The 21304-nt window shown below is 71.6% G+C and carries 1 protein-coding gene (only partly in view); it reads right to left on the reverse strand.

The whole window is internal to a WXG100-like domain-containing protein gene (locus tag ABD798_RS19855) on the reverse strand: the coding sequence, 76215 nt in all, runs 48328 nt past the left edge and 6583 nt past the right edge, and what appears here is coding positions 6584-27887, spanning codon 2195 (partial) through codon 9296 (partial); reading right to left, the first codon wholly in view occupies positions 21300-21302. The start codon and the stop codon both lie outside this window.

The following is a 21304-nucleotide window of genomic DNA, read 5'->3' on the forward strand; positions in this document are numbered from 1 at the left end:
ACGCCCTCGTGGCGACGCACCTTCTCCAGCGCGGCGTCCAGGCCCGCGACCCCGGTGCGCGGCAGCCGGTTGCGACCGAGCCGGTCCAGCATCCGGCGCACCGCCGAGCGCTCCTTGGCGTTCGCGCCGTGCTCGGCGTAGGCGCGCTCGACGGCGGCCTTCCACTCCTCCTCCGCCACGCGCAGTTCGGCGCGGGCCTCGGCGAGCGGTTCCCCGGTGGTGCGTTGCTGCTCGGCGATGGCGACCGCGTTGTCAGCGGCCTCGCGCGCCCGGTGGACCAGCGCCCGGTCGACCTTGTCGGGGTCGAGCCCGGCCAACTGGGCTCGGGCGTTCACCATCGCGTCGGAGATCCGCTGGGCCCGCTCGGCCTGTTCGGCCGCGCTGTCCAGCATCGGGTCGCTGGCGAGCTTCACGAGCATCTGCCCGCTGATGTCGTTGCGCTGACTGACCAGGACCTTGGCGATGTTGTCGGGAAGGCCGTCGAGGATGCCGTGGCTGACCGCCACGTGCGGGTAGTCGGTGTCCAGCGCCTTGGCCAGCGCCAGGAAGTCCGGCTTCACCTTCGAGTCGCCGGCCTCCAGCGCAACCCGCTTCGCCGCGGCGTCGGCCAGCAGGCGTCCCAGGTCGAACTCCCGTGCCTCCTGGTCGCGCCGGGCGAGGGCTTCGCGGACCGCGTCGCCGTCGTTGTTCTGCAGGCCCAGCGCCACCAGCCGGTCCCACGGCTTCGCCGCCTCCAGCTCCTGCAACAGGGCGGGCAGATCGCGTTCGTAGACCTTGAAGTTGAGCCAGCCGGTCGCGGCGTTCGGCCGGTTGCGCTCGCGGGTGAGGATGTTGTTGTTGTTCGCCTTGGTGGTGAACTCGCGCACGATGAGACCGGCGTGGTAGCGGGCCCGGACGTGCACGAGCGCGCCGAACTCCTCGGTCTTCTGGTCGCCTCGCGCGCCGGTGCTGGCGGTGACGCTGCGCTGGCTGCCCGCACCCGCGGACACCCCACCGGCGCTGTCGACACCGAGGGCCTCGACGAGCGCCTCCTCGCCGCCGAGGCCGACCGGTGTGGCGTGCTGCCTGCTGATGGTGAGGTCGATGCCCTCGTCGTCGCGCAGGACGCGGCCGATACCGCCGTTGTCGGGCTGGTTGCTCACCACGTGCACGCCCGACACGTCGAACTTGGCCCGGACCTGGACCTTGTTGATGGTGAAGCCCCCGCGCCCACGCCTGCGCAGCATGTGCAGGTCGGAGCCCAGCTCCGCGCCGTCCTGCTCGTTGACCATCCTGGCCACTCGAGAGCCCAGCGCGGTGACCGAGGTCATCTGCTCGATCGCCCCGCGGAACCGCCTGACCCGGGAACCGTAGAGGTCCGTCAGGAAGTCGGTGACGGCCTTCCTGACGGGCTCGTTCGTCACGTTGTCCACACCGACCCGGTCACCCGACGGGAACTCGGTGATCGACCGGTAGTCGACGTGCTCCGGCGGCGCAGGCCGTTCCCGCAGCAGCTGCCCGTCGGAGACGTGCAGCCCGATCGTGCCCTGGAGGACCTCCGTCGTCGTGCTCGCGCGGTTGGCGCTGCGCAGCAGGACGTTGTTCAGCGGGCCGCGCTCGACCCCGCTCCGGACGACCTTGATCGTCACCTCGACGGGGACCTTCACGTCGTGCGTCCCGCGCCAGTCGAGCTGGGTGGTGGCGCGCGTGAGGTTGCCCCGCCTGTTCTGCGTGGTGCTCGTGCCGATCTGGGTGCTCGCGGACAGGGCGTCCGGGCCGGTGTCGAGGACTCCCTCACCGGACAGGCTCGCGCCGACGCTGGTGCCCGCCGTGGTGGACTCGGACTCCTGGTCCGCGCCGCGGAGCTCGTTCTCGATGCCGCGCGCCTTCTGCTGGCCGACGACCTCCGGGTCACCGACCTGACGGACCGAGATCACCAGCTGGACGCGCTCGACCAGCCACGGGAACCTGGAGCTGACCGGTACCAGCACCTCCGGGATCAGCGAGCGCTCGCTGTTGAAGGCGTCGTTGAGCAGCGCGTACGGGCGGTTGCCCGCCAGGCTGGTCTCCAGGGCGCGCTGCATGTTCGGGTGGGCGAGCAGGTTCGGCGCCGTCCTGGCGAGCAGGTCCCTGACCGTCTGGTCCAGCTGGACCTGCTGCGTGTCACCGCTGTCCGCGTCGGTCCGGGACGTCTCGAAGGAGTAGACCGCCCGGCTGCCACCGAGCGACTCGCCCTTGGCCAGGAACTGCGGCAGGTGCAGGGCGCGCAGCTCGGCCGAGGCCTCGGGTGCGTGCTCGGCGACCGCCGCCACCACGTCCAGGACCTCTTCGGCCCCGGCGCGCTCGGCGGCGTCGTAGACCTCCTCCGAGGAGTAGCGCAACAGCACATCGCGCAGCAGTTCGTGGTCGAGGTCCTCGCCCGCGGCCCGCTGAGCCAGGGAGAAGCGGTGCACCGCCCTGGCCATGACGTTGCGGCTGAGGTCGCTGTCGCCGTCCCGCCAACGCCGGAAGGAGGTGGTCATGTACTCGGCGGGCAGGTCCAGCTTGCCGGTGGCGTAGGCGGCGACGAGGTCGGACTCCGGGCTGACCCAGGTGATGTCTCCGCGGTGCCAGACCGTGACCGTCTTCAGGTGGGTCCTGGCGGCGGCGCGCTTCTTGAACAGGCGGCCCCGCAGCCGGTCGCCCACCGTCTGCTCGATGAGCTCGGCCTTGAACTGCAGCCTGGTGCGCAGGTGCAGCCGCTGGTCGGACTCGAGGTTGAGGATGTCCTGGCCGAAGGCCGCCATCGTGCCCTGCGAGCGGCTGGTGCCGACGGAGCCGCCCAAGGAGGGGCTGAGGCCCACGTCGCCGCCGATGAACTCGGTTCCCTCGGTGACGGCGCCCTCGGCGCCGAGGCTCGCGCCCCGGCTGTAGCCGGAACCGAGGCTGGTGTAGTTGAAGGAGCCGTCGGCCATCACCACGTTGCCCTTGACGAGACCGAGCACATCGGTCTCCATCGGCACCGCGGAGATCTTCAGCGCGTAGCGCTTGTGCGTTCCGAGACCGCCGAACCTGCCCAGCTCGAACAGCTGGTCGCTGGTGCTGCCGCTGATCATGTAGTCGGTGATCGCCGCGTGCAGCGACCCCGCGCTGAGCTCGGCCGCGATGGCCTGCCTGTTCGGCGAGTTCACGCCGAGCAGCCGGCCCGCGCTGGCCTCCACCTTGGCCAGCAGCCCCTTGACCGAGACCGAGACGACCTTGGCGTCGTTGTCGCGGAACAGCTCGGGGTCGGTCTTCTCGGCCACCCTGACCGGTGCCTCGGAGTGGACGAAGCCCTCCGGCACGTAGATCTCGGTGCTGGCGTCGAAGGTGACCGAGCCGTCCCTGGCCGCCCCCGGCAGCGCGACCGGGCCCTTCGCGTCGTTGACCCGGACGACGAGCTTCAGCGGCACCTTCCACCCGAGCACCGGGCTGTCGTTGTGGATGAGGTTGACCCTGACCTCGCCGTTGGTGACGGAGACGCTGGTGCTGACGTCCTTGCCGAGGCCACCGACCACCGCACCGTCGCTGTCGATGGCGTCCAAGGCGCCGGAGCGGTTGCCGCCCAGCTGCTTCGCCTTGGTCTCGCCGTTGGAGACCGTGGTCGAGGCGTCGTGCCAGAACATCCCGTAGACATCGCGCGACCTGTCGACACCGAGGTAGGTGGCGGACCTGTAGTCGGCGACACCACCGATGACGATCTCGACGTTCTCCTCGGCGTAGCCCTTGAGCGGGTTCAGCCGCTTCACGGTGAGCCTGATCCCCTCGTGGACCAGCGTGGTGTAGTCCAGGGCCACCGAACCGCTGGAGAGCTGGTCGGAGATCATCGCCCTGTTCATGGTGAGCAGCAGCTGCGCGCGGGAGGTCAGCTGCGCACGCACGCCGGGGTCCATGGTCGCGGGGAAGCCCTCGCCCGACAGCACGAAGTCCTCCGCGGCCAAGGCCTCGATCAGCATGTCGTGCACCGGGGCCAGCAGATCGCCGTCGTCGGCGGTGCGCGGTGAGCCGTCCCGGTTCTGCACGGTCAGCTTGTCGACGGCCGCCATGCCGGGGCCGCCGGAGCGGAAGTGCTCCGGGAACGGCACGTCCTCGTCCTCGGACTCCTTCCGGGGCACGTTGCGCACAGGCTTGCCATCAGGCCCGATGAGGGCGGCGTCCACGGGCATGCCCGCTCGGAACGCCTCCGCGTCCGGGGTCTCGGTGTGCACCTTCACCGTCGTGGTCTGCGCGGCGACCGGCAGTTCCCTGCGGTCTTGGCCGAGCAGTCTGACCGTGACCTCGGCGTCGGTGAGGTGGCTGGCGACTCCACCGCGGTAGCGGTCGATCTGCAGCCACATGCCGGTGGAGTTGGTCGACAGGCCGTTCCTGGTGACCCGCTGCCACAGCCGGGTCAGCTTCGCGCCGACGACCTTGGACACGGCCTTGGCCTGCACGCCCGCCCCGCGGCTCATGGCGATGCTGCCGTTGGAGCTGTAGGTGGTGTAGCCCCAGAACTCCAGGTAGGAGTTGGCGCCGTCGCCCATCAGGACCGCGGTGTCCATCAGCATCTTCGCCGAGATCTCGGCGAAGACCACCTCGGTGGTGTCGAGGACGATCGGCAGCTCGACGGAGGAGTTCACCGCCTTCTGCCACTCGGTCAAGATGCTCGGGATCGAGTCCTCGACCTGGGCGCGCAGAGCCGCGCGTCGCGTTGCGGACATCTCCTCGTAGCGCGAGCCCAGAGCCGTGCGCAACTGGTCGAGGACCATGTCGGCGATGCCGTCGCGGCCGGACAGCGCGCTGGCCTTGGTCCTCGGCATCTTGGCGTCGAAGTGCCCGGGGTCGACCCGGCGGCGCACGACATCGGTGACCGGGCGCAGGTAGGACTCGTCGACCGACAGCCGCAGCGTGTTCGGTTCGTCCGCGGACCATTCCCGGTGCGGGAGCGGGGCGAGCGGGACCTCGGTCCCGTCGTCCTCGATCCTCGTGATGACGAGTTCGGTCTCGACCTCGAAGTAGGAGAACGGACCCTGGCTGCCCTTGAACGCCCGGTAGCTCTCGCGGGTCGTCTGCCCGCCGACCTGCTGAGCCTGGCTCCACGACAGGACCCGGCCGAGGGTCGCGTTGGCCACCTTGCTCAGCCCCGGCACACCGGACACCGTGTTGATCAAGGTGCCGAACCCGGCGGCCACGGTCACGCCGAGCTTGCTGCCGCGGGCGAGGTTCATCGCCTGGCCCCACAGACCGCGCGCGTACCGGCCGCGAGCCTGGTCGGCCATGGTCACGCCGGAACGGGTCTGCTCCTCGTTTCTGATGGGCTGGAAGATGCGGAACCGTTCCGTCTTGCCCGCGCGGGTGGTCAGGGTCAGCACCTTGCCACCAGGTGAGGTCACATCCGCGAAGTTGGCCAGGACCTTGGCCTCCAGCCGACCGCGGGTGACGTCCATCTGCTCCGCGTACTCGGCGATCCTCGGGATGCCGCTCATCACGCCAGCTTCGGTCAGCGCGGCGCGCGTGAGTTTGCCCGGCGCGACGGGCTGCCCGTCGAGGCCGAGCATCTCGCCGTTGGTGAAGAAGTCCAGGTCGGCCAGCGGGTCGAGCGTCGCGCCCTGCGCGGCCAACTGCGCCTGGAGCGCGGCGGCCAGCGGGTCGTCGGGAGCGGACGGGGCGCCGAACCTCGCACGCGTGTCGACGATCCGCTGGTGCAGCCCGTCCAGCGCCTGCTCCAGGACGGCCTGCTGCGCCGACGGGTCCGCAGGCAGCAGCGGCATCAGCAGCTGGGTCGGGGCGTCCGGGTTCTTGCTCAGCACGAGGCGCGGTGCGCTGATGTCCGGGCTGGTCTCGATCACCAGCGCGATGCGGCCACCGCCGGGCGTCCTGAGGTGGAACTCGCCGAGGAAGTCCGGGCTGATGACCACCGGGGCGGTGGGGGAGGCATCCAGCGCGGCGGCCACGGCGGGGTCGATCGTGGTGGCGGTGCCCTTCGCCCAGGCACCCTTGAAGCGCACCGCCGCGGTCCCGAAGGCGGTCTCGCCGGTGTAGGGCGGGCGCGTCGGGAGCACCGGGGCCGGGGGTGCGACCGGCACGGGCATGGCAGGCAGCGTGGGCACCGTGCTGGTGAAGCGCACGGGCATGAAGTGCTCGCCCGTGCTCAGCAGCGCGACCAGGTGTCCGTCGCCGCCGAACCGGGTGAGAGCCGCGTTCCTGCCGATGACGAGGACGTCCAGGCCGTGGCGGGTGGCCAGCAGCTTCGGCATCATCGTGAGCAGATCGCCGCCGAGCTGGTCGTGGTTGCGCCAGTCGCTGAGCGCGCCCTGGCGCTGCGCCTCGCTGCGCAGGCCCTCGACCAGCGGGAACAGCGTGCGCTCGGCCGCGGGAAGACCCAGCTCAGCCGTCAGCGCGGCCATCATGTCCTTGGCCAGCTCGTCGGCGGTGAAGATGCCCTTGCCCGCGAGCGCGTCGGCCGGGAGCTGCTGGAAGATCGCCGTGAAGGGGTTGATCGACCCGTTGGCCGCCCACTCGGTGAAGGCCTCGTTGTCGTGGAGGTAGCGCAGCTGTGTCGGCGTCGGGGCGTTGCGGTCCCCGGTCTGCCGCACCGGGTTCTCCATCGTGATGTCGCCCGTGAACGCCGACCCGGGCAGCTGGGTCGCCACCCACGCCGCGTAGGGCACACCCCACCGCGCGAGCGCGTCATCGATCCGCTCGCGACCCTCGGAGCCGAGGTCGTGCTCACCTCGGTAGGCGCTGCCGAGTGGCAGGCCGTGGAAGTAGCGCCGGACGATCTCGTCCACGGTGCCCGCGCGGACCTGCCGCTGGGCGGGGTCGTCGGTGACCAGCGGAGCCCTGCTGGGCTCCGCCGGGCGCAACCGCGCCGCGGAGATCGTGTGCTGCGGGTCGACCTCCAGCAGCTGCCTGCGCTGCCACGGCTCGAACAGGCCGTGGGTGACGGCCATGTCCGCCGCGATACCGCGCAGCAGCGCCGCGTCGTAGTCGTCGAGCACGTCCGGCATGCCCGCGAGCGAGAGCAGGTGCCGGAAGTCGGCCACGTCCGCGGGCGTGGCCGCGAAACCGAACAGCGTGGCCAGCTCCGCCATCGTCGCCGGGCCCGCGAACATGGGCAGGGCGTTGGCGATGCTGCGCAGCTCAGCGCCTGGCGAGCTGCTCGTGTCCTTCAGCTGCAAGTAGAGGGAGCGGAGGTCGATGCGGTTGACGAGAGCACGGATCACGTCCTGTTCGGTGATCCCGCCCTGGACCAGGGCCTGCGCGAATCCGTCGCGCACGGCGTCCCAACGCCGCTGGGCGGACTCGGTCGCGTCGGCCAGCGCGTCGCCGCGCACGTCCCCCATCTCGATGCCCGACTGCTCCAGCGTCGCCCGGCGCACAGCGGCGCCGGCCAGGACGCGGTCGACGTGCACGCCGTAGCGCGCGGCGGTGACCACGGCCGGGTCACGGGCCTCGGCGACGAGCATGTGCATCGGGCGGCCGGTGGCCACCGAGCGCTCGATCAGCTCGTCCCGGTCGAGGCGCTTGCGCTCGACCGTCCGTTGCAGCGCCTCGTTGGTGCTCAGGTCGAAGCCCGGCCCGCCGTCGGCGTCGTCGCGGCGCACACCACCGTCGGGCGCGACCCAGTGGCGCACGGTCAACCCGTCGGGCTGGGTCAGCGTCAGCAACACCTCGGCGCGCAGCTCGGAAGCCACACCGCGGGCGATCTCCAGCGAGTCACCCTCGTGCTTCAGCTCGGTGCTGCGCAGCTTGGTGAGGCTGTCGCGGTCCGTGAGCACGCCCTTGACCGCGCGGTCGAGCTCCGTGAGCGCGTTCTGCAACTCCGTGCCGCGGTGGACCGCGGTCTCCCAGCTGCCCATGGCCCGGGTCATGTCCGCCAGCCGCAGGTCGAGCAGTCGGCCGGTCTCCCGTGCGGCCGCCTCGGCAGTGTCGACGTCGGGCCTGCCGATGCCGATCCGCTGCCCGAGCTTGCGGAAGGTGCCCGGCTCGTCCCGCCGCCGGGTCTGCTCGGCGAGCACCGCCTCCGCCGCGTCGTGAGCGCTCTCGGCGCGCCGCAGCGCGGCGCGGGCCGCGGGGATCTGGTCACCGGTGGCGATGATCTCGGCCGCGATCGAGGCCGCGGCCCGGATGTGCGCGACGGCCTGCTGGGCGGCCTCCTGGGCCTCCGTGGTGCCCAGCGCCTCGACCCGGTTCTGGACGGCGACGACCTCGGCGAGGACGCGCTGCGCGAGGTCGCGGTGCTCGTCGACGCGCGCGATCGTCGGATCGCTGTCCAGACGCACCAGCACCTGGCCGGTGGCGTCCCTGTGCTTGTTCTGCTCCAACAGTTTCAGAACGGAGCGCGGTAGCGCGGCCTCGGCCTGCTTGGCGGCGCCGAGGAACGGGTAGTCGGTGTCGAACTCGGCGCGCTTCTCCTTCGGGGTTTCCGCGGCCTCCGCGGCCTCTGCGGCCTGGTTGATCAGCTGGGTCAGGTTGAAGCGCGGGGCGTTCTGCTCCCGCTCCCGCAGCTTCGCGGCGATCTTGTCGGGGCTCAGGCCCGCCAGCTCCAGTACGGAGTTACGGTCCCAGGAGTCCGGGTTCTCCAGCATCGCCAGCATCGCGGGCACGTCCTGCGAGAAGACCTTGAACTGGACTGTGCCGCGCGCGGCGTTCGGCCGGTAGACGCTGTTCTCCAGCGTTCTCGTGCCATTGAGGGCCACCCGGTGCCGAGTGCCCTGGAAGTCCACGTGGTAGAAGGCGAACACGTCGACGACCTCGCCGACGATCTTGTGGAAGTGCTCCTCCCTGGGGCCTCGCACGGTGGACAGCCCACGCCCGCGCTGGGCGCCGACCGAGGCGCTGAGCTTGCCGCCGATGCCGTCCGGCAGGAAGTCGGCGGCGCTGTCGATGTCCTCGCCCGCGCCGAATCCGAACGGCAACGTGCTCTGGTTGCCGACGCTGTAGGCGTAGGTGTGCTGGCTCCTGCCTGCAAAGCCCTGGTTGAACCCGTCCGGGCGTTCCGCGGTCACGTGCACGCCGCGCAACTTCATCTTGCCCGTCGCGGAGATCTCGTCGTGCTTGTACCCGGCCCGCCCTCGGCCCGGGATCTTCTCGGCGGAGAAGATGTTCTTGCCGTCCATCCACTTGGCGAGGGAGCTCTCCACGTGGTCGACGCCGACCACCGCGTCGGCCATGTCGCCGTGCTGCACCATGTCGACGCCGAGGGCCTTGAGGAACTTCCGGAACGGCTCCCGCATCGGCTCGGTCTGGACGTTGTCCACGCCGAGGGTGTGCGGCGCGGGTCCCGTCATCTCACCGAAGGAGATGTGCTCCGGCGGTGCCGGCCGCTCGTCGGAGACCCGCCCGGAGGCGATCTCGACGGTGAGCACACCGCGCACCGTCACCGAACCGGAACTCGTCGCGTTGAACATGCCCTGCGGCAGCTTGTTGCGCCCGGAGAGCAGCAGGTTGTTGAGCAGCTTGCCCGGCAGCTTCGACTTGTCGACCGAGAACGTCAGCTCTACCGGGATCTCCACGATGTGGATACCGCTCCAGGCGCCGTTGCCTGCGAGCTTGGTCTCCTGATCCTTCTCCTCCCCGGAGGCCGAGCTCCCGCGCGCGGTGCCCACCGAAACGGTGTCCGGCAGTGCGTCTCCGAGGCCGTGACCGACAGCACCCGCGTTCATCAGGCCGACGCCCGTCGAGACGTTGACGCCGGCCGATCTCGCCGTCTCCTGGTACTCGTAGAAGAGGTTCTCGATGCCGCGCGCGTCCACCTGACCCACGATCACCGGGTCTCCGACGGCCTTCATGCTGCCGTGGATGGCCAGGTGCTCGGCCGTGAGAGGCAGCTTGCCGCCCGCGACACCGACCGGGACCGTCCCGGACCACAGCTTGTGCTTCCCGCTGAACATGGACTTCATCTGCCCGCGCAGCCGCGTGCCCGCCGTCTCGGCGGCGAGCCCGCCGTGCAGGCCGCGGATGCGGTTCAGCAGGTGCGGCGCGTTCTCGTTGATCAGGTCCATCAACAGGTCGTGCTCGTGGACCTCGACGGTCTGACCGTCGACCTCGTGCTCCAGTCGCAGCGACCGCACGGCGGAGTTGCCGCCGATCGACTGGCCCTTGGCCATGGAGGCGGGCAGGTGCTGCGACCGCAGGGCCTCCGAGGCGGCCGGTGCGGCCTTCGCGATGTCCTCGAGCCGGACCAGGTCCGCCTCGCTCACGATGCGGGTGGTGAGGGTGAAGTCCCCTCGCTCGTCCGAGGAGTACTGCTCCAGTGCCGCGGTGAGCAGATCGACGTCGACGTCCAGGCCCTCGGCCCGCTGCGCGCGGGCGAGGTGGACCGCGGACAGCGTGACCGTGTTGCGACCGAACTTCGCGTCGCCCTCCTGCCAGCGCTTGAGGGAGCGAGCGACGTCCTCCGCCGGCAGCGCCAGCGTGCCGTCGGCGTAGTCCTCCATGATCTCGGACTCGGCCTTGACCCAGGTCGCGGCGACGTCGTGGGTGATCTCGCGGGTCCAGCCCAGCTCCCCGGGCAGCCTGCCGCCCGGCTCGTAGCTGACCTCGACGACCAGGTCGAACTCGGTCCGCAGGTGCGGCTGCTCGTTCTCGAAGCTCAGCGGGAGCTGTTCCTCGCCGCCGATCTGCGTGCGCGTGGAGCCCGTGGTGGTCGCGGCGTTGATGCTCGCGGACAGACCGGTCTGGCCGAGCAGTCCCTCGATGGCCTCGCCGAAGGAGCCCTCGACGCCTCCCGGGGTGGACCGGTTGACGTTGCCGGTGACGGCGTTGAGCCGGAAGGTGAAGTGACCGGTGACCGCGCCGGGGACGTTGCCGATCCGGTGGGTCTGCTTCGGCACCGCCCGCAACGTGACCTTGTACTTGCCGTGCCGCCCGGCACCGGTCTCGAAGAGCTGGTCGTTGGTGGTGCCGCTGGCGATCATCTGCTTGAACTTGGCGGCCAGCGTCGTCGTGTCGAGCATGTTTTCCAGCACTTCGACGGAGTCCGAGTCGGGCTCGAACAGCTCGGGAGCGATCCCCTTCACCGCGTCCCGCAGGCCGGCCGACTCGACGGAGGTGACGATGGTGCCGTTGGTCGCGAAGACCTTCTTGTCGGTGGTGTCGGCGACCTTGACCGGCTGCATCTGCTCGGCGAAGCCCTTGGGCAGGAACACCTTGACCATGCCGGTCTGCGTGACGGTCTGCGGCTTGCCGTCCGGCCCGGTGACCGTTCCGGTCAGGGTGATCGGGACCAGCCAGGCGTCCATCTCGCCGTCGGTCTCGAACAGGTGCACGTCGTTGGCGCGCTCGGCGTTGGAGGAGCCGGTGCTGACGCTGCGACCGCGGCCGCCGCCCTGGCCGAACTCACCGAACTCGACCTGGTCGCCGCCGCGGCCGGTGAACCAGCGCTTGACCTTGGCCCTGATGGTGGAGTAGGAGACTGCGGCGGTCTCGATGAGCAGCCGGGCGAGCTGCTTGCGCTGGGTGCCGAGGTAGACGGCGTTGGCGTGGTCCAGCTCGGCGTCGACCCGGACCTGGGTGACCCGCTCGATCTCCGGGGTGCGCGTGTCCTGGTGCTTGAGGAAGAAGATCTTGCCGTTTTGCACCAGCTGGTCGATCTCGGACTCGACCATCGCCTCGGTGAGCTGGCGCTCGAACCACTGCTCGTTGAGCACCTGCTTGTCCCGCGTGCGACGCCGCCAGGCCCTGTTGCCCTGGGAGTCGCTGCCCTCTTCGGAGGCGGTGACCGTTCCGCTGACGGCGCCCGTGTCCGCAGCCTTCGCCCGCACCGCGTGCATGAACGACGCGAGGGCGTCGCCCTGGTTCCTGCCCCCGAGCGGCTGACCGTCCGGGCCGTTCAGGACCAGGCCCTCCAGGATGCCCGTGCCGACGCCGACCTTCGAGACGTATTCCGGCAGCTTCGCGTCGGGGGCGTTGGGGTCCTTGCGGATGGCGTCAACCGACTCGCCGTTTGCGTCGACCGCGTCGCGCGAGGTCGGGTACCCGTGCTCCACCGCGTCCTGGCGCGACATTTGGACGATGAGCGTGCTGTCCACGATCGAGGGGTCGCCGACGTTGGTCCCGAGCGGGCTCTGCAGCTGGATCTCGATCGCGGTGGGCACCTGGAGCGTGACCGCTCGCTCTCGACTCACACGCACGGGGATGATCGTGGAGTCGGAGTAGGTGACGCTGGTCTCGGAACGGCCCCACATGCGGCCGCCCTTGTGCGGCAGCACGCCGTCGACCATCTTGTCCAGCCAGCCGAGCGCCTTCGAGCCGGCCCCGGCCTCGGAGTTGAAGCCGCGGCCGACGGCGGTGACGCCACCGGTCTTGAGGAACCAGACCAGGACCCGCTCCAGCAGCAGCCCGCCCTTGGCGAAGGGCCCGGAGTCGTGGCCGCCGAGCATCGTGGACCCGGCCGGGTCCATCGTCGGGCGCAGCATCGGCCGCGCGACCACGGTGCCGCCCGCGTCCGTGATCGTGAACGAGAAGCCGCTCTCCCGGTTCGCCGGGCGGACCATGTCCGCCTCGAACTCCAGGACCGCGGTCTCGATCTGCCGGTGCAGGTCGGGCACGGTCGCGGACAGAGCCGGGCCGAGCATCTCCATGAGCCGGTCGACGGTGGCGTTCCTGCCGTGCCACATCGCGATCGCGATGTGCGGCGTGTTGGCCGCGGTGGTGTCCACGCCGGAGAGGTCGCGGCGGACGCTGGTCCCCGCCCGCTGCAGGAAGGAGTCCGGCACGCCGACGAGCAGCGTGTCGGGGGAACCGGGGTACCACTTGCCGTCGGGGGCGCTCTCGAACGGCCGGAACGTCCTGACCTCGACCCACTTGCCGGGGTCGGTCTTGCTCGGCTCGGAGATCCGCAGGGTGACCGCGACCTCGAAGGCGGTCGCCGGTCCCCGGTTGGTGACGATGGCGTGGTTGGTCTCGCCGAACTGGTGGGCCATCACCGACTGGCCGGTGAAGTAGGAGGCCTTCTTGGCGACGCTGCCGGAGAGGATCGGGTTCTCGTCGATCATCGTCGGCAGGCCCGTGGTGGCCAGGCTGAGCACGTCGTCGGCCGACAGCGCCGGGCCGAAGCTGATCGAGCTGCTGCGGTTGGAGGACTCGTCGAAACCGCCCTGGCCCTGCGCGAGCAGGCCGTGGCCCTGTTCGTGCGGGCGGACCGCGGTGCGCACCCGTCGCGGGTCGCTGAAGTCCATGTGGATCAGGCGCCTGATCTGGCGGCCGTCCTGGGTCCGGAAATCGATCACCGCGCCGTCCGGGCCGAGCACCTTCTGCCAGTGCGCCGAGATGGCCTGGTTCACGTCCGCGACGGTGACGTTGAGCATCTCGGCGAGTTCGGCGGCGTAGGGGATGTGCCCCATGGCGGCGCCGTTGATGAAGCCCGCCAGCGTCGGCTCGCCCGGTGGGACCGGATCGCCGTTCGCGTCGCGCTCCAGGCCCTGGTCGTACACCAGCGGAACGCCGCTCGCGGTCCTGGTCGGCCTGCCCTGGGCGTCCTTGCCCTCCTCGGGGGCGCCCTGCCCGGCGGCGTTCTGCTGCTGCGCCTCGACGAGCACAGCGGGCAGCTGCTCCATGATCTGCTCGATCACGAGGCGCTGCGCCGCCGCGTCCTCCGGCAGCGACGGGACGATCGCGTGGAAGTCCTCCACGGTCCCGTCCGGCCGCAGCGTCACCAGGACCTGGGGCTCGGTCGAGGAGTCGACGGCCACGCTGACCCGCAGCGGGACGGAGTCCTGGCCGAGTCGCACGAGCAGGTGGTCCCCGCTCGGCGCGAGCTCGCCCGCGAAGGCGTCGTCGCCACCGATCGCGGTGAGGACGTCGGGGTCGACCGCGGTGGCGGTGCCCTGGTGGGCCCACGGGCTCAGCTCCGCGAGCGGCACACTGATGCCGCGCGAGGCGGCGAACAGCGTGGGCAGCTCCGCCAGCAGTCCTGCGAGCACGCCCAGCTGCTGGGCGGTGTCGGCGGGCAGGGACGGGACGACGAGGGTCAGCCCGACCATGTCGCCGGACTCGGTGCGCAGGACGTCCACGCGCGCGTCGGTGGCGGACGGGTCAACGGTGATCAGCACCGCGACGTCGTCCTCGCCGATGCGCACCCACACCTCGTCCGGTGCCAGGTCGTCGGCCGAGGTCTGTGACTGTCCGCGCAGGAGCCCCACGACGGACGGGGCGACGGAGTCGGCGGTGCCGTTGGACCACGGCACGGCGATCCGGGCGAAGTCGGTGTCCGGGACCGCCGGGAGCGGCTGGGTCTCGGCCTCCGGTGTGGTTGCGGGGGCGTGCGTGCGCGCCTCGGCGACCACCGCCGGGAGCTGGGCGACGACCGCTTCGAGCATGGCCCGCACCGCGTCCGGGCCCGTGGGCAGCGAGGGCACGAGCACCTCGATCGACCGCAGCGAACCGTCGGGCGAGACGGCGACGACCACGATGGGGTCCGGGTGCCCGCCCCGGAAGACCACCGGGACGCTCGTACCGTCGATCTGGACGGCCAGGTCGTGCGCGGCTGTCGGCGCCCGGTCGCCGGGCAGATCACCGGAGTTGTGCAGCGCCTCGACGACCATCAGGTCGAGGGTGTCCATGGAGCCGGGGAACCCCCACGGTGCCATGGCCCGGAACGGCACGTGGACGGTGACGCCCTGCTCGCCCCGGTCGAAGACCGAGACCTCCGGCCCAGCACCCTGCTGCCGCTGCTCTTCCTGCGGCTTCTGCTCGGCTTCCTCGGCGCGCTGTTCGCCCTCGGCGGCCCGGTTCGCGGCGGCCCGTCGCTCGGCGGCCTGCTGCGCGGCTTCCTGCTGGCGCACGGCCTCGGCCGCCAGCTCGGCGCGCTGCTCGGTCACGAGGTCCTGGAGCTGGGCGAGCAGCGAGCCGAGCACGACCTGCTGGTCGAGAGTGCTGTCCGGCAGCGCCGGGACGACCAGCACGACGCCGGGGTCCGGGCCGACTTCGACGTGCGGTGCGGTCGCGCTCGTGTCGATCCGGATCACCAGCGGCTCGGCGTTGGGGCCGATGTGCAGCAGGAGCCCGTCGGTGTTGGTCGGATCGTTGGTGACCGGGATGTCCGAGGCGTCGAAGAGCCTGTCGAGGACCTGGGGGCGCACCTCGGTCTCGGTGCCGTTCTGCCACGGCTCCAGGACCTGGACCGCCACGTTCCGCGGTGCGATCGGCACGTTCGGGCGGCGTTCGATCAGCAGGTCGTTCGCCAGCTCGGGGAGCTGGGCGATCAGCGGGCCGAGCACGGCGCGCGCACCGGCGGTGTCCTCCGGCAGCAGGGGGACCCACAGCACGAGACGGCCGTCCGGGCCGAGCTCCAGGTGCGGCGAGGTGACGTCCTCGTCGATCCGGATCACCAGCTGCGCGGTGGTGGAGCCGATGTGCAGCAGGTAGTGGTCGGCGTCGGGCGACGCGAGGGTGATCGGGATGTCCGGGTCGGCGACGAACCTGTTGTGGGTGTCGACGTGCACCGAGTTCTTGGTGCCGTTCTCCCACTCCAGCAGGACCGGGACCGCCACCCTGAGCGGCGTCGCGGCCCGCTCGGCTGCCGCGACCCGTTCGGCCTCCGCGGCTCGCTCAGCTTCGGCGGCTGCCCGCTCGGCCTGCTGGTCCGCCTGGAGCTGGGCCACGCGCTCGCGCGCCCCGGCCAGCGCGTCCCGCACCTCTTGGACGGCGTCGGGCACGCGGGTGCCGAAGCTGCGCTCGATCGCGAGCCGGAACAACTCGACCGGGATCCGCGCCAGGGCCTCGTCGCTGAGGCCGGACCACGCGGACGACCAGTCGTTGCTGTGCATGATCGGGTCGAGCGGCTTGCTCATGACCTGGTGCAGGTAGTCCATGCCGTGGAACAGGGCGGTGACGACGGCGGCGGGCGCCTGGTCCGGTCCGAAGACCCGGGAGATCTGGCGCAGGGCCTGGACGTCGAGCCCGGCCTCGCGCAGCGCGTTCGCGTCGAGGTCCCCGGTGAACGCGGGAACGTAGTGCCGCAGCGCCTCCATCGGCGTGATCTGCGGCAGACGCGGGGCGATGCGACGGGGGAGGCGGACGGGAGCACCCGAAGAGGTGTCCTCGCCGTGCAGCACGACCAACCCGGCCCTGGTCCGCGCGGCGTACTCGGGGAGCTCGGTGCCGAAGAGGCGGTTGAACGCGACGTCGAGCAGCTGCAGCGGGACGCGCTCGCGGTGCCCGGACTCCTCGCTGATCAGCAGGGCGAGCTGCCGCCTCACCAACTGCGGCTCTTCGAACAAGGGCATGAACCGCATGCCCCGGGCGCCCTGCACCAGGTGCGCGGCGATCACGGCGGGCAGCAGCTCGGGGGCGGTCGTGGCGGCGATGACGCGCAGTTCGTCCTTGGAGAGCCCGGCCGCGGCGAGCGCGTCGGGATCGATCTCGCCGGTGAACTCCGGGACCAGCCGCCGCAGCACCTCCTGCGCCGTGAGCGCCGCGACGGCCTTGTCGGCGCCCGCGTTGACGTAGATGGCGTCCGTGCCGGTGCCGGGCTGGGCGGCCTCGCCCAGCGGTGCGGGCACGCTCAGCGCCCAGGTGTGCGCCGGGAAGTAGTGGGTTCCCTGGCGCAGCACGACGATCCGCCGCCGCCCGGACTCCCCGTGCTCCAGGACGGACCCGTCCTCGGAGACCAGCACGATCCGCACGCCGAGCTGGTCGGCGACGGCCGCGAGGTCGGCCTCGGAGGTCCCGTCCAGTTCTGCGGTGCCCGTGCGCGCGCCCGCGCGGTCCAGCGCCGCGCCGAGCGTGCCCTCACCGGGCATCGTCCACTCGATGCGCAGGAACCCGTCGTTGAGGAATTCCTGCTGCGCGCGCGAGGGCGCGTTGGGGTCGCCGACCAGTGCGACGAAGTCCGCGTCGGCCAGGCCGGAGACCTGGCGGGCGCCGGGCAACTGGCTGACCATCAGCGCCGCGGCGCCGATGCCGTAGGAGTAGATCGTCGAGCGAACCTGGTCCCACAGGCGCGGCGAGGCGAGGCTGCCGCCCGCGACGGGGGAGCCTGCGGGCTGGCCGTGCAGGAACTGCAGCAGCACCTGGCGCGCGCTCGCGTCCAGCGCCGCTCGCGCGGCGGAGTCCGAGGGCAGCGGCAGGGCGGGCATGGTCTCGGCCGGGCCCAGGAACGACGGGCGCAGCCGGACCGCGGCACCCAGTGCCTCCGGGTTGTCCTCGATCGCGGTGCGGCGCTGCGCGGCGGTCGCCAGACCACCGCGCACGGACATGTCGGCAGCCGCGGTGCGCAGCGCCTTCAGCTGGGTGAAGGAAAGGGTGTCCGGGTCGATGCCCGCCAGCTCCAGCGCGGCGCCGAAGTCGGCCATGTCGACGGCGTTGGAGCGGTCGTAGCCGAACAGCTGGGCGGCCCTGCCGATGTCGGCGGGCAGCGGCGCGGTCGCCGGGCTGAGCCGCGCCACCTCCACCTGGAACTGGGCGACCCGGGCGGGGACGTTCTCGCCGTAACGGTTGGCGATGGCCACCCGCAGCAGCGACGTCGGCACCCGCGCCTTGCCCTCGTCGTCGGCGCCGATCCACGCGTGGTGCAGCATCGACCGGCGCATCTGCGCGTCCTGGGTCTTGCTGATGGCCCTGACGTAGTCCATGCCGCGCGCCAGCGCGGTGACGGTGGCGCCCGCGAGGTCCCGCGACCCGAACAGCCGGTGCAGCTCGCGCAGGTCGACGTCGGCGCCCGGCTGGACCAGCCTTGCGGCCTCCAGCGAGGTGCCGAGCGAGGTCACGGCCTCCCAGAAGGCCTGCTCCTGGGCGGCGCTGGGCAGCACCTGGTCGTCGGCGGACTGCTGCAGCATCGTCTCGCCGCTGCTCAGCGCGGCCAGGTACTCGCTGCCCGCCGGGTGCAGCTCGTTGCGCACGATCGACTCGAAGTCCATCGCCTCGGCGATGGTGGCCATCCGCTCGGTCCGCGCCTCGGCCGGGACCGCCAGGTAGACGGCGCGCTCGACCATGTGGCCGGCGACCTCGCGCTCCTGCAGCTCCAGCGTGCTCAGCCCCTGCGGCGGGCCCTGCAACCAGTGCGTGACCTCGTGCACCACGCGCCCGGCGAGCTCGCCGACGGTGACGCCGGGCTCCAACAGGACGGAGACCTGTCCGTTCTCCCAGTTCAGCACCGCGAGGGTGGTGCCGTCGGGCAGGACCGTCATCGTCTCGACGACCTGGTGGATCTCGTCGACGATGTCTTCCCGCGAGTAGCCGTTGGCGGTGCCGACCACGTCGGCGATCGCGTCGACGCCGAGCTCCGCGACCCTGGCGATCTCCGCGCGCACCGCGTCGAGGTCGGTGACGGTGGTGGCGGCCACGGTGGCCAGGCCCGGGTCGAGCAGGTCGTGCAGCGCCCGCACGGCGTCCTCGACAACGGTGCGGTCGCCGGTCTCGCTGAACTCCCGGTAGGCGCTGAGCACCTGCTGCGCCGCGACGAACTTCTGGTAGTTGCCCAGCTCGTCGTCCAGCACCAGCCCGCGGGTCGCCGAGTCGTAGGAGTCCCGGAAGTGCCGGACCAGCTCCTGGGCGAGGTCGCGCCTGCCCGCGGTGACCAGGTGGGAGCGGAGCGAGTCGCCGAACTTGCGGACGTCCACGTCGCTGCTGACCGCGGCGGTCTCACCCGCGCTGTCGTGCACGACGAGCCTGCCGGTGCCGTGCTCGTCCCGGTAGAAGCGGAAGTTGTCGACGGGAGCGTCACCGCTCACCGCGGACATCCACCGGCTCGGCAGGAACTCCGCCGGACGCGTGGTCTTCGCCAGCGCCGTGACCAGCTCGCCGCTGACCAGGTCGCCGTTGCCGTCGGCCACCGCCAGCTCGTGGGCGGCGTTGGCGAGCTCCGTGGCGAGCCCGAGCCAGTGCGCCCCGGCCGGGGCGTCCTCGCCGGAGGCCTCGCGGGTGTGCGCGTGCAGTTCGGCGAGCGCCTTGGACGCTAGCGCCAGCGCCTGCTTGAGGTCCTCGACGGCCTGCTCGTCGCCGGGGTTGTCGGCCACCCGCTGGATCAGCGTGCCCAGCGTCTCGCCGGGCGCCGTCGCGGTGAGGGACACGCCCAGCAGCAGGTCGTTCGGGCCGTGCACGACACCGAGCCCGAGGAAGTCGGGCGTCTCGAAGCTGGTGCGGCCCTGCTCCGCCAGCTGCCCGTTCGCCCAGAAGCGGAAGGCCAGGTCCTCGATCGAGCTGTGCACGGTGAGCACGGCGAGCGTCTCGCCGTCGGCGACCACCCGGAAGGAGCGCCCGTCGGCGAGCGGCTCCAGCGTGACCTCGTCCTCGTTCCTGCTGAAGCGCCCCGCCAGCTGAGCGGCGGCGAACTGCCGCAGGTTCTCCCTGTGGGCACCTCCCACGCTGCCGGGTTCGGTGGAGTGGGCCATCTCGGCGGTGTAGGCGTCGAACGCGGCCGAGCGCGTCCTGGGGGAGGCGATGAAGGTGTCCCCGCGCGTTCCCTCGACCACCGGGAGCGCGTTGACGAAGGCGTTCAACGCGTCCTCGGAGACCCGGACGCGCTGTCCGGCCGGGCCTTCCAGAACGCTGTCGACCAGGCCGCGCAACTGAGCGACCGAAGGCGTCATCCCCTCGCTGGGGAGCACCGAGCGCATCACGTCGTCGGCGCGGTTGGCCAGGCCGCGCAGGGGGTCCTCCCGGCGCGAGAGCCACGGGGAACTGTCGCCGTCGGTCAGCGAGGCCAGCAGCGGGCTGTCCGCCGGGTGGATGGCACCCGCGCCGCGCTCGACCATGTCCGGCGTCCACGTCGCGACCCGGGCCAGTTCCCTGGTGAGCACCGAGGCCGGAAGCGACTGGTACAGCGCCAGCTCGACCTTGTGCGCCTCGATCTCCATGGAGCGCAGCACATCCGTCGGCAGGCCGCGCGGATCGCCCTGGAGCAGGTGGGTGGCCTCGTGCACGACGCGGCCCGCCAGTTCGGCGACGGTGACCCCGTTCTCGACCCGGACGGCCAGCCGTCCGTCGCCGATGGACCAGTCGACGACGGCGCGCGCGTCGGTGTCGGGGTCCGTCAGGACGGTCATCGTCCCGACGGTGTCCCGGATGATGCGCCGCGCCTCCTCGGCAGGGCGTCCGGTGAGGTCGGAGATCTCCTGTGCGACCGACTCCGCGACCCTGCCGACCAGCTCGCGGGTGGGCTCGTCCAGCTCGGTGACGGTGGTGGAGGCCGCGGCGGTCGTCGCCGCGTCCAGCTTGGCCAGCCCCAGCAGCTCGCGCACCGCGTGCACGCGCTCGGCCAGCAGCCGCTCCTGGTCGCGCACGGCGTCGAGCACGTCGCGTGCGGCGGAGAGCAGTTCGGTGCCGGACGGGGTCAGCGGCGCGGTGCCCGTCATCACCATCGAGGCGAGGGTGCTCGGGACCAGCTCCGGCCTGCCCTCGCCCAGCGCGAGCGCCGACGCCTCGCGCAGGACCTCGATGGCCCGCTCGGTCGCGGCGTCGTCGAGCGCGACACTTTCGGGGGTTTCCCGCGAGCTCTCGTCCGGACGGACGAACGTTTGCGTCGCTTCGGAGGGGCTCGCGGCGGTGCCGACGAGCAGCAGATCGAGCACGAGCTCGCCGTTGACCACGCGGGTGTCGATGATCTCGAACTCCGCGCCGGCGGCCAGCAGCGCCTCGCGCTCGGAGGGGGTCCCGGACAGGTCTCCGATGTGGATGACCTTGTGCCCGCTCGGCACGTAGACGTTGGCCCGGTGCGGGTGCCCGGATCTGACCGGAACGACCGAGGTCGACGTGGGCGCGTGGTTGGTGAACCGCCTGCCGTGCAGCTCGCCGGGGTCGCCGTACTGCCCGACCAGCAGTTCGAGGTTGTCGTAGCCCCAGTACAGCTTCACCGGCTTCTTCGTCGGCTTGACCTTGTCGAAGACCTCGGCGGCGCCGTTGAGGTACTCGGCGTCCTTGGCGGCCTCCCGCCGCAGCATCGCTTCGCTGAAGCGGCCGCTGGCGTCCGCGTAGAGCCCGGTGGCGAACAGCTCGTCGCCGGTGACCGGCTCGGTGCGCTCCTCGACCGGACGCCCCGCCATCACCGCTCGGTAGGCGTTGTTGCGCACGTCGTACCCGACGCCGGTGAGCCCGTGCAGCGCGTCGATGTCGGCATCGGTGATCCGCCACGAGCGGTCGATGCCCATGGTCCATCCGGAGGCGTCGGTCATCCGCTTGACCGAGCCTTCGTCGGCGTCGACGGCCAGGTCCACCGTCTCGTTGCGCAGCGCCGCTTCGTCGCGGGTCATCCGCCGGGGCGCGCGCACGGACTCGACCCCGTCCGGGGTGACCAGCGCCTCGCGCAGGGCGTCCTGCTGGGTGAGCAGCCGGAGCCGCCGTGCGCCGTCCACCTCCTGCTGGTTCTGGAGCTTGTCCAGCTGGT

This window comes from Allokutzneria multivorans (genome assembly GCF_039537405.1).
GTDB classification, from domain to species: Bacteria; Actinomycetota; Actinomycetes; order Mycobacteriales; family Pseudonocardiaceae; genus Allokutzneria; species Allokutzneria multivorans.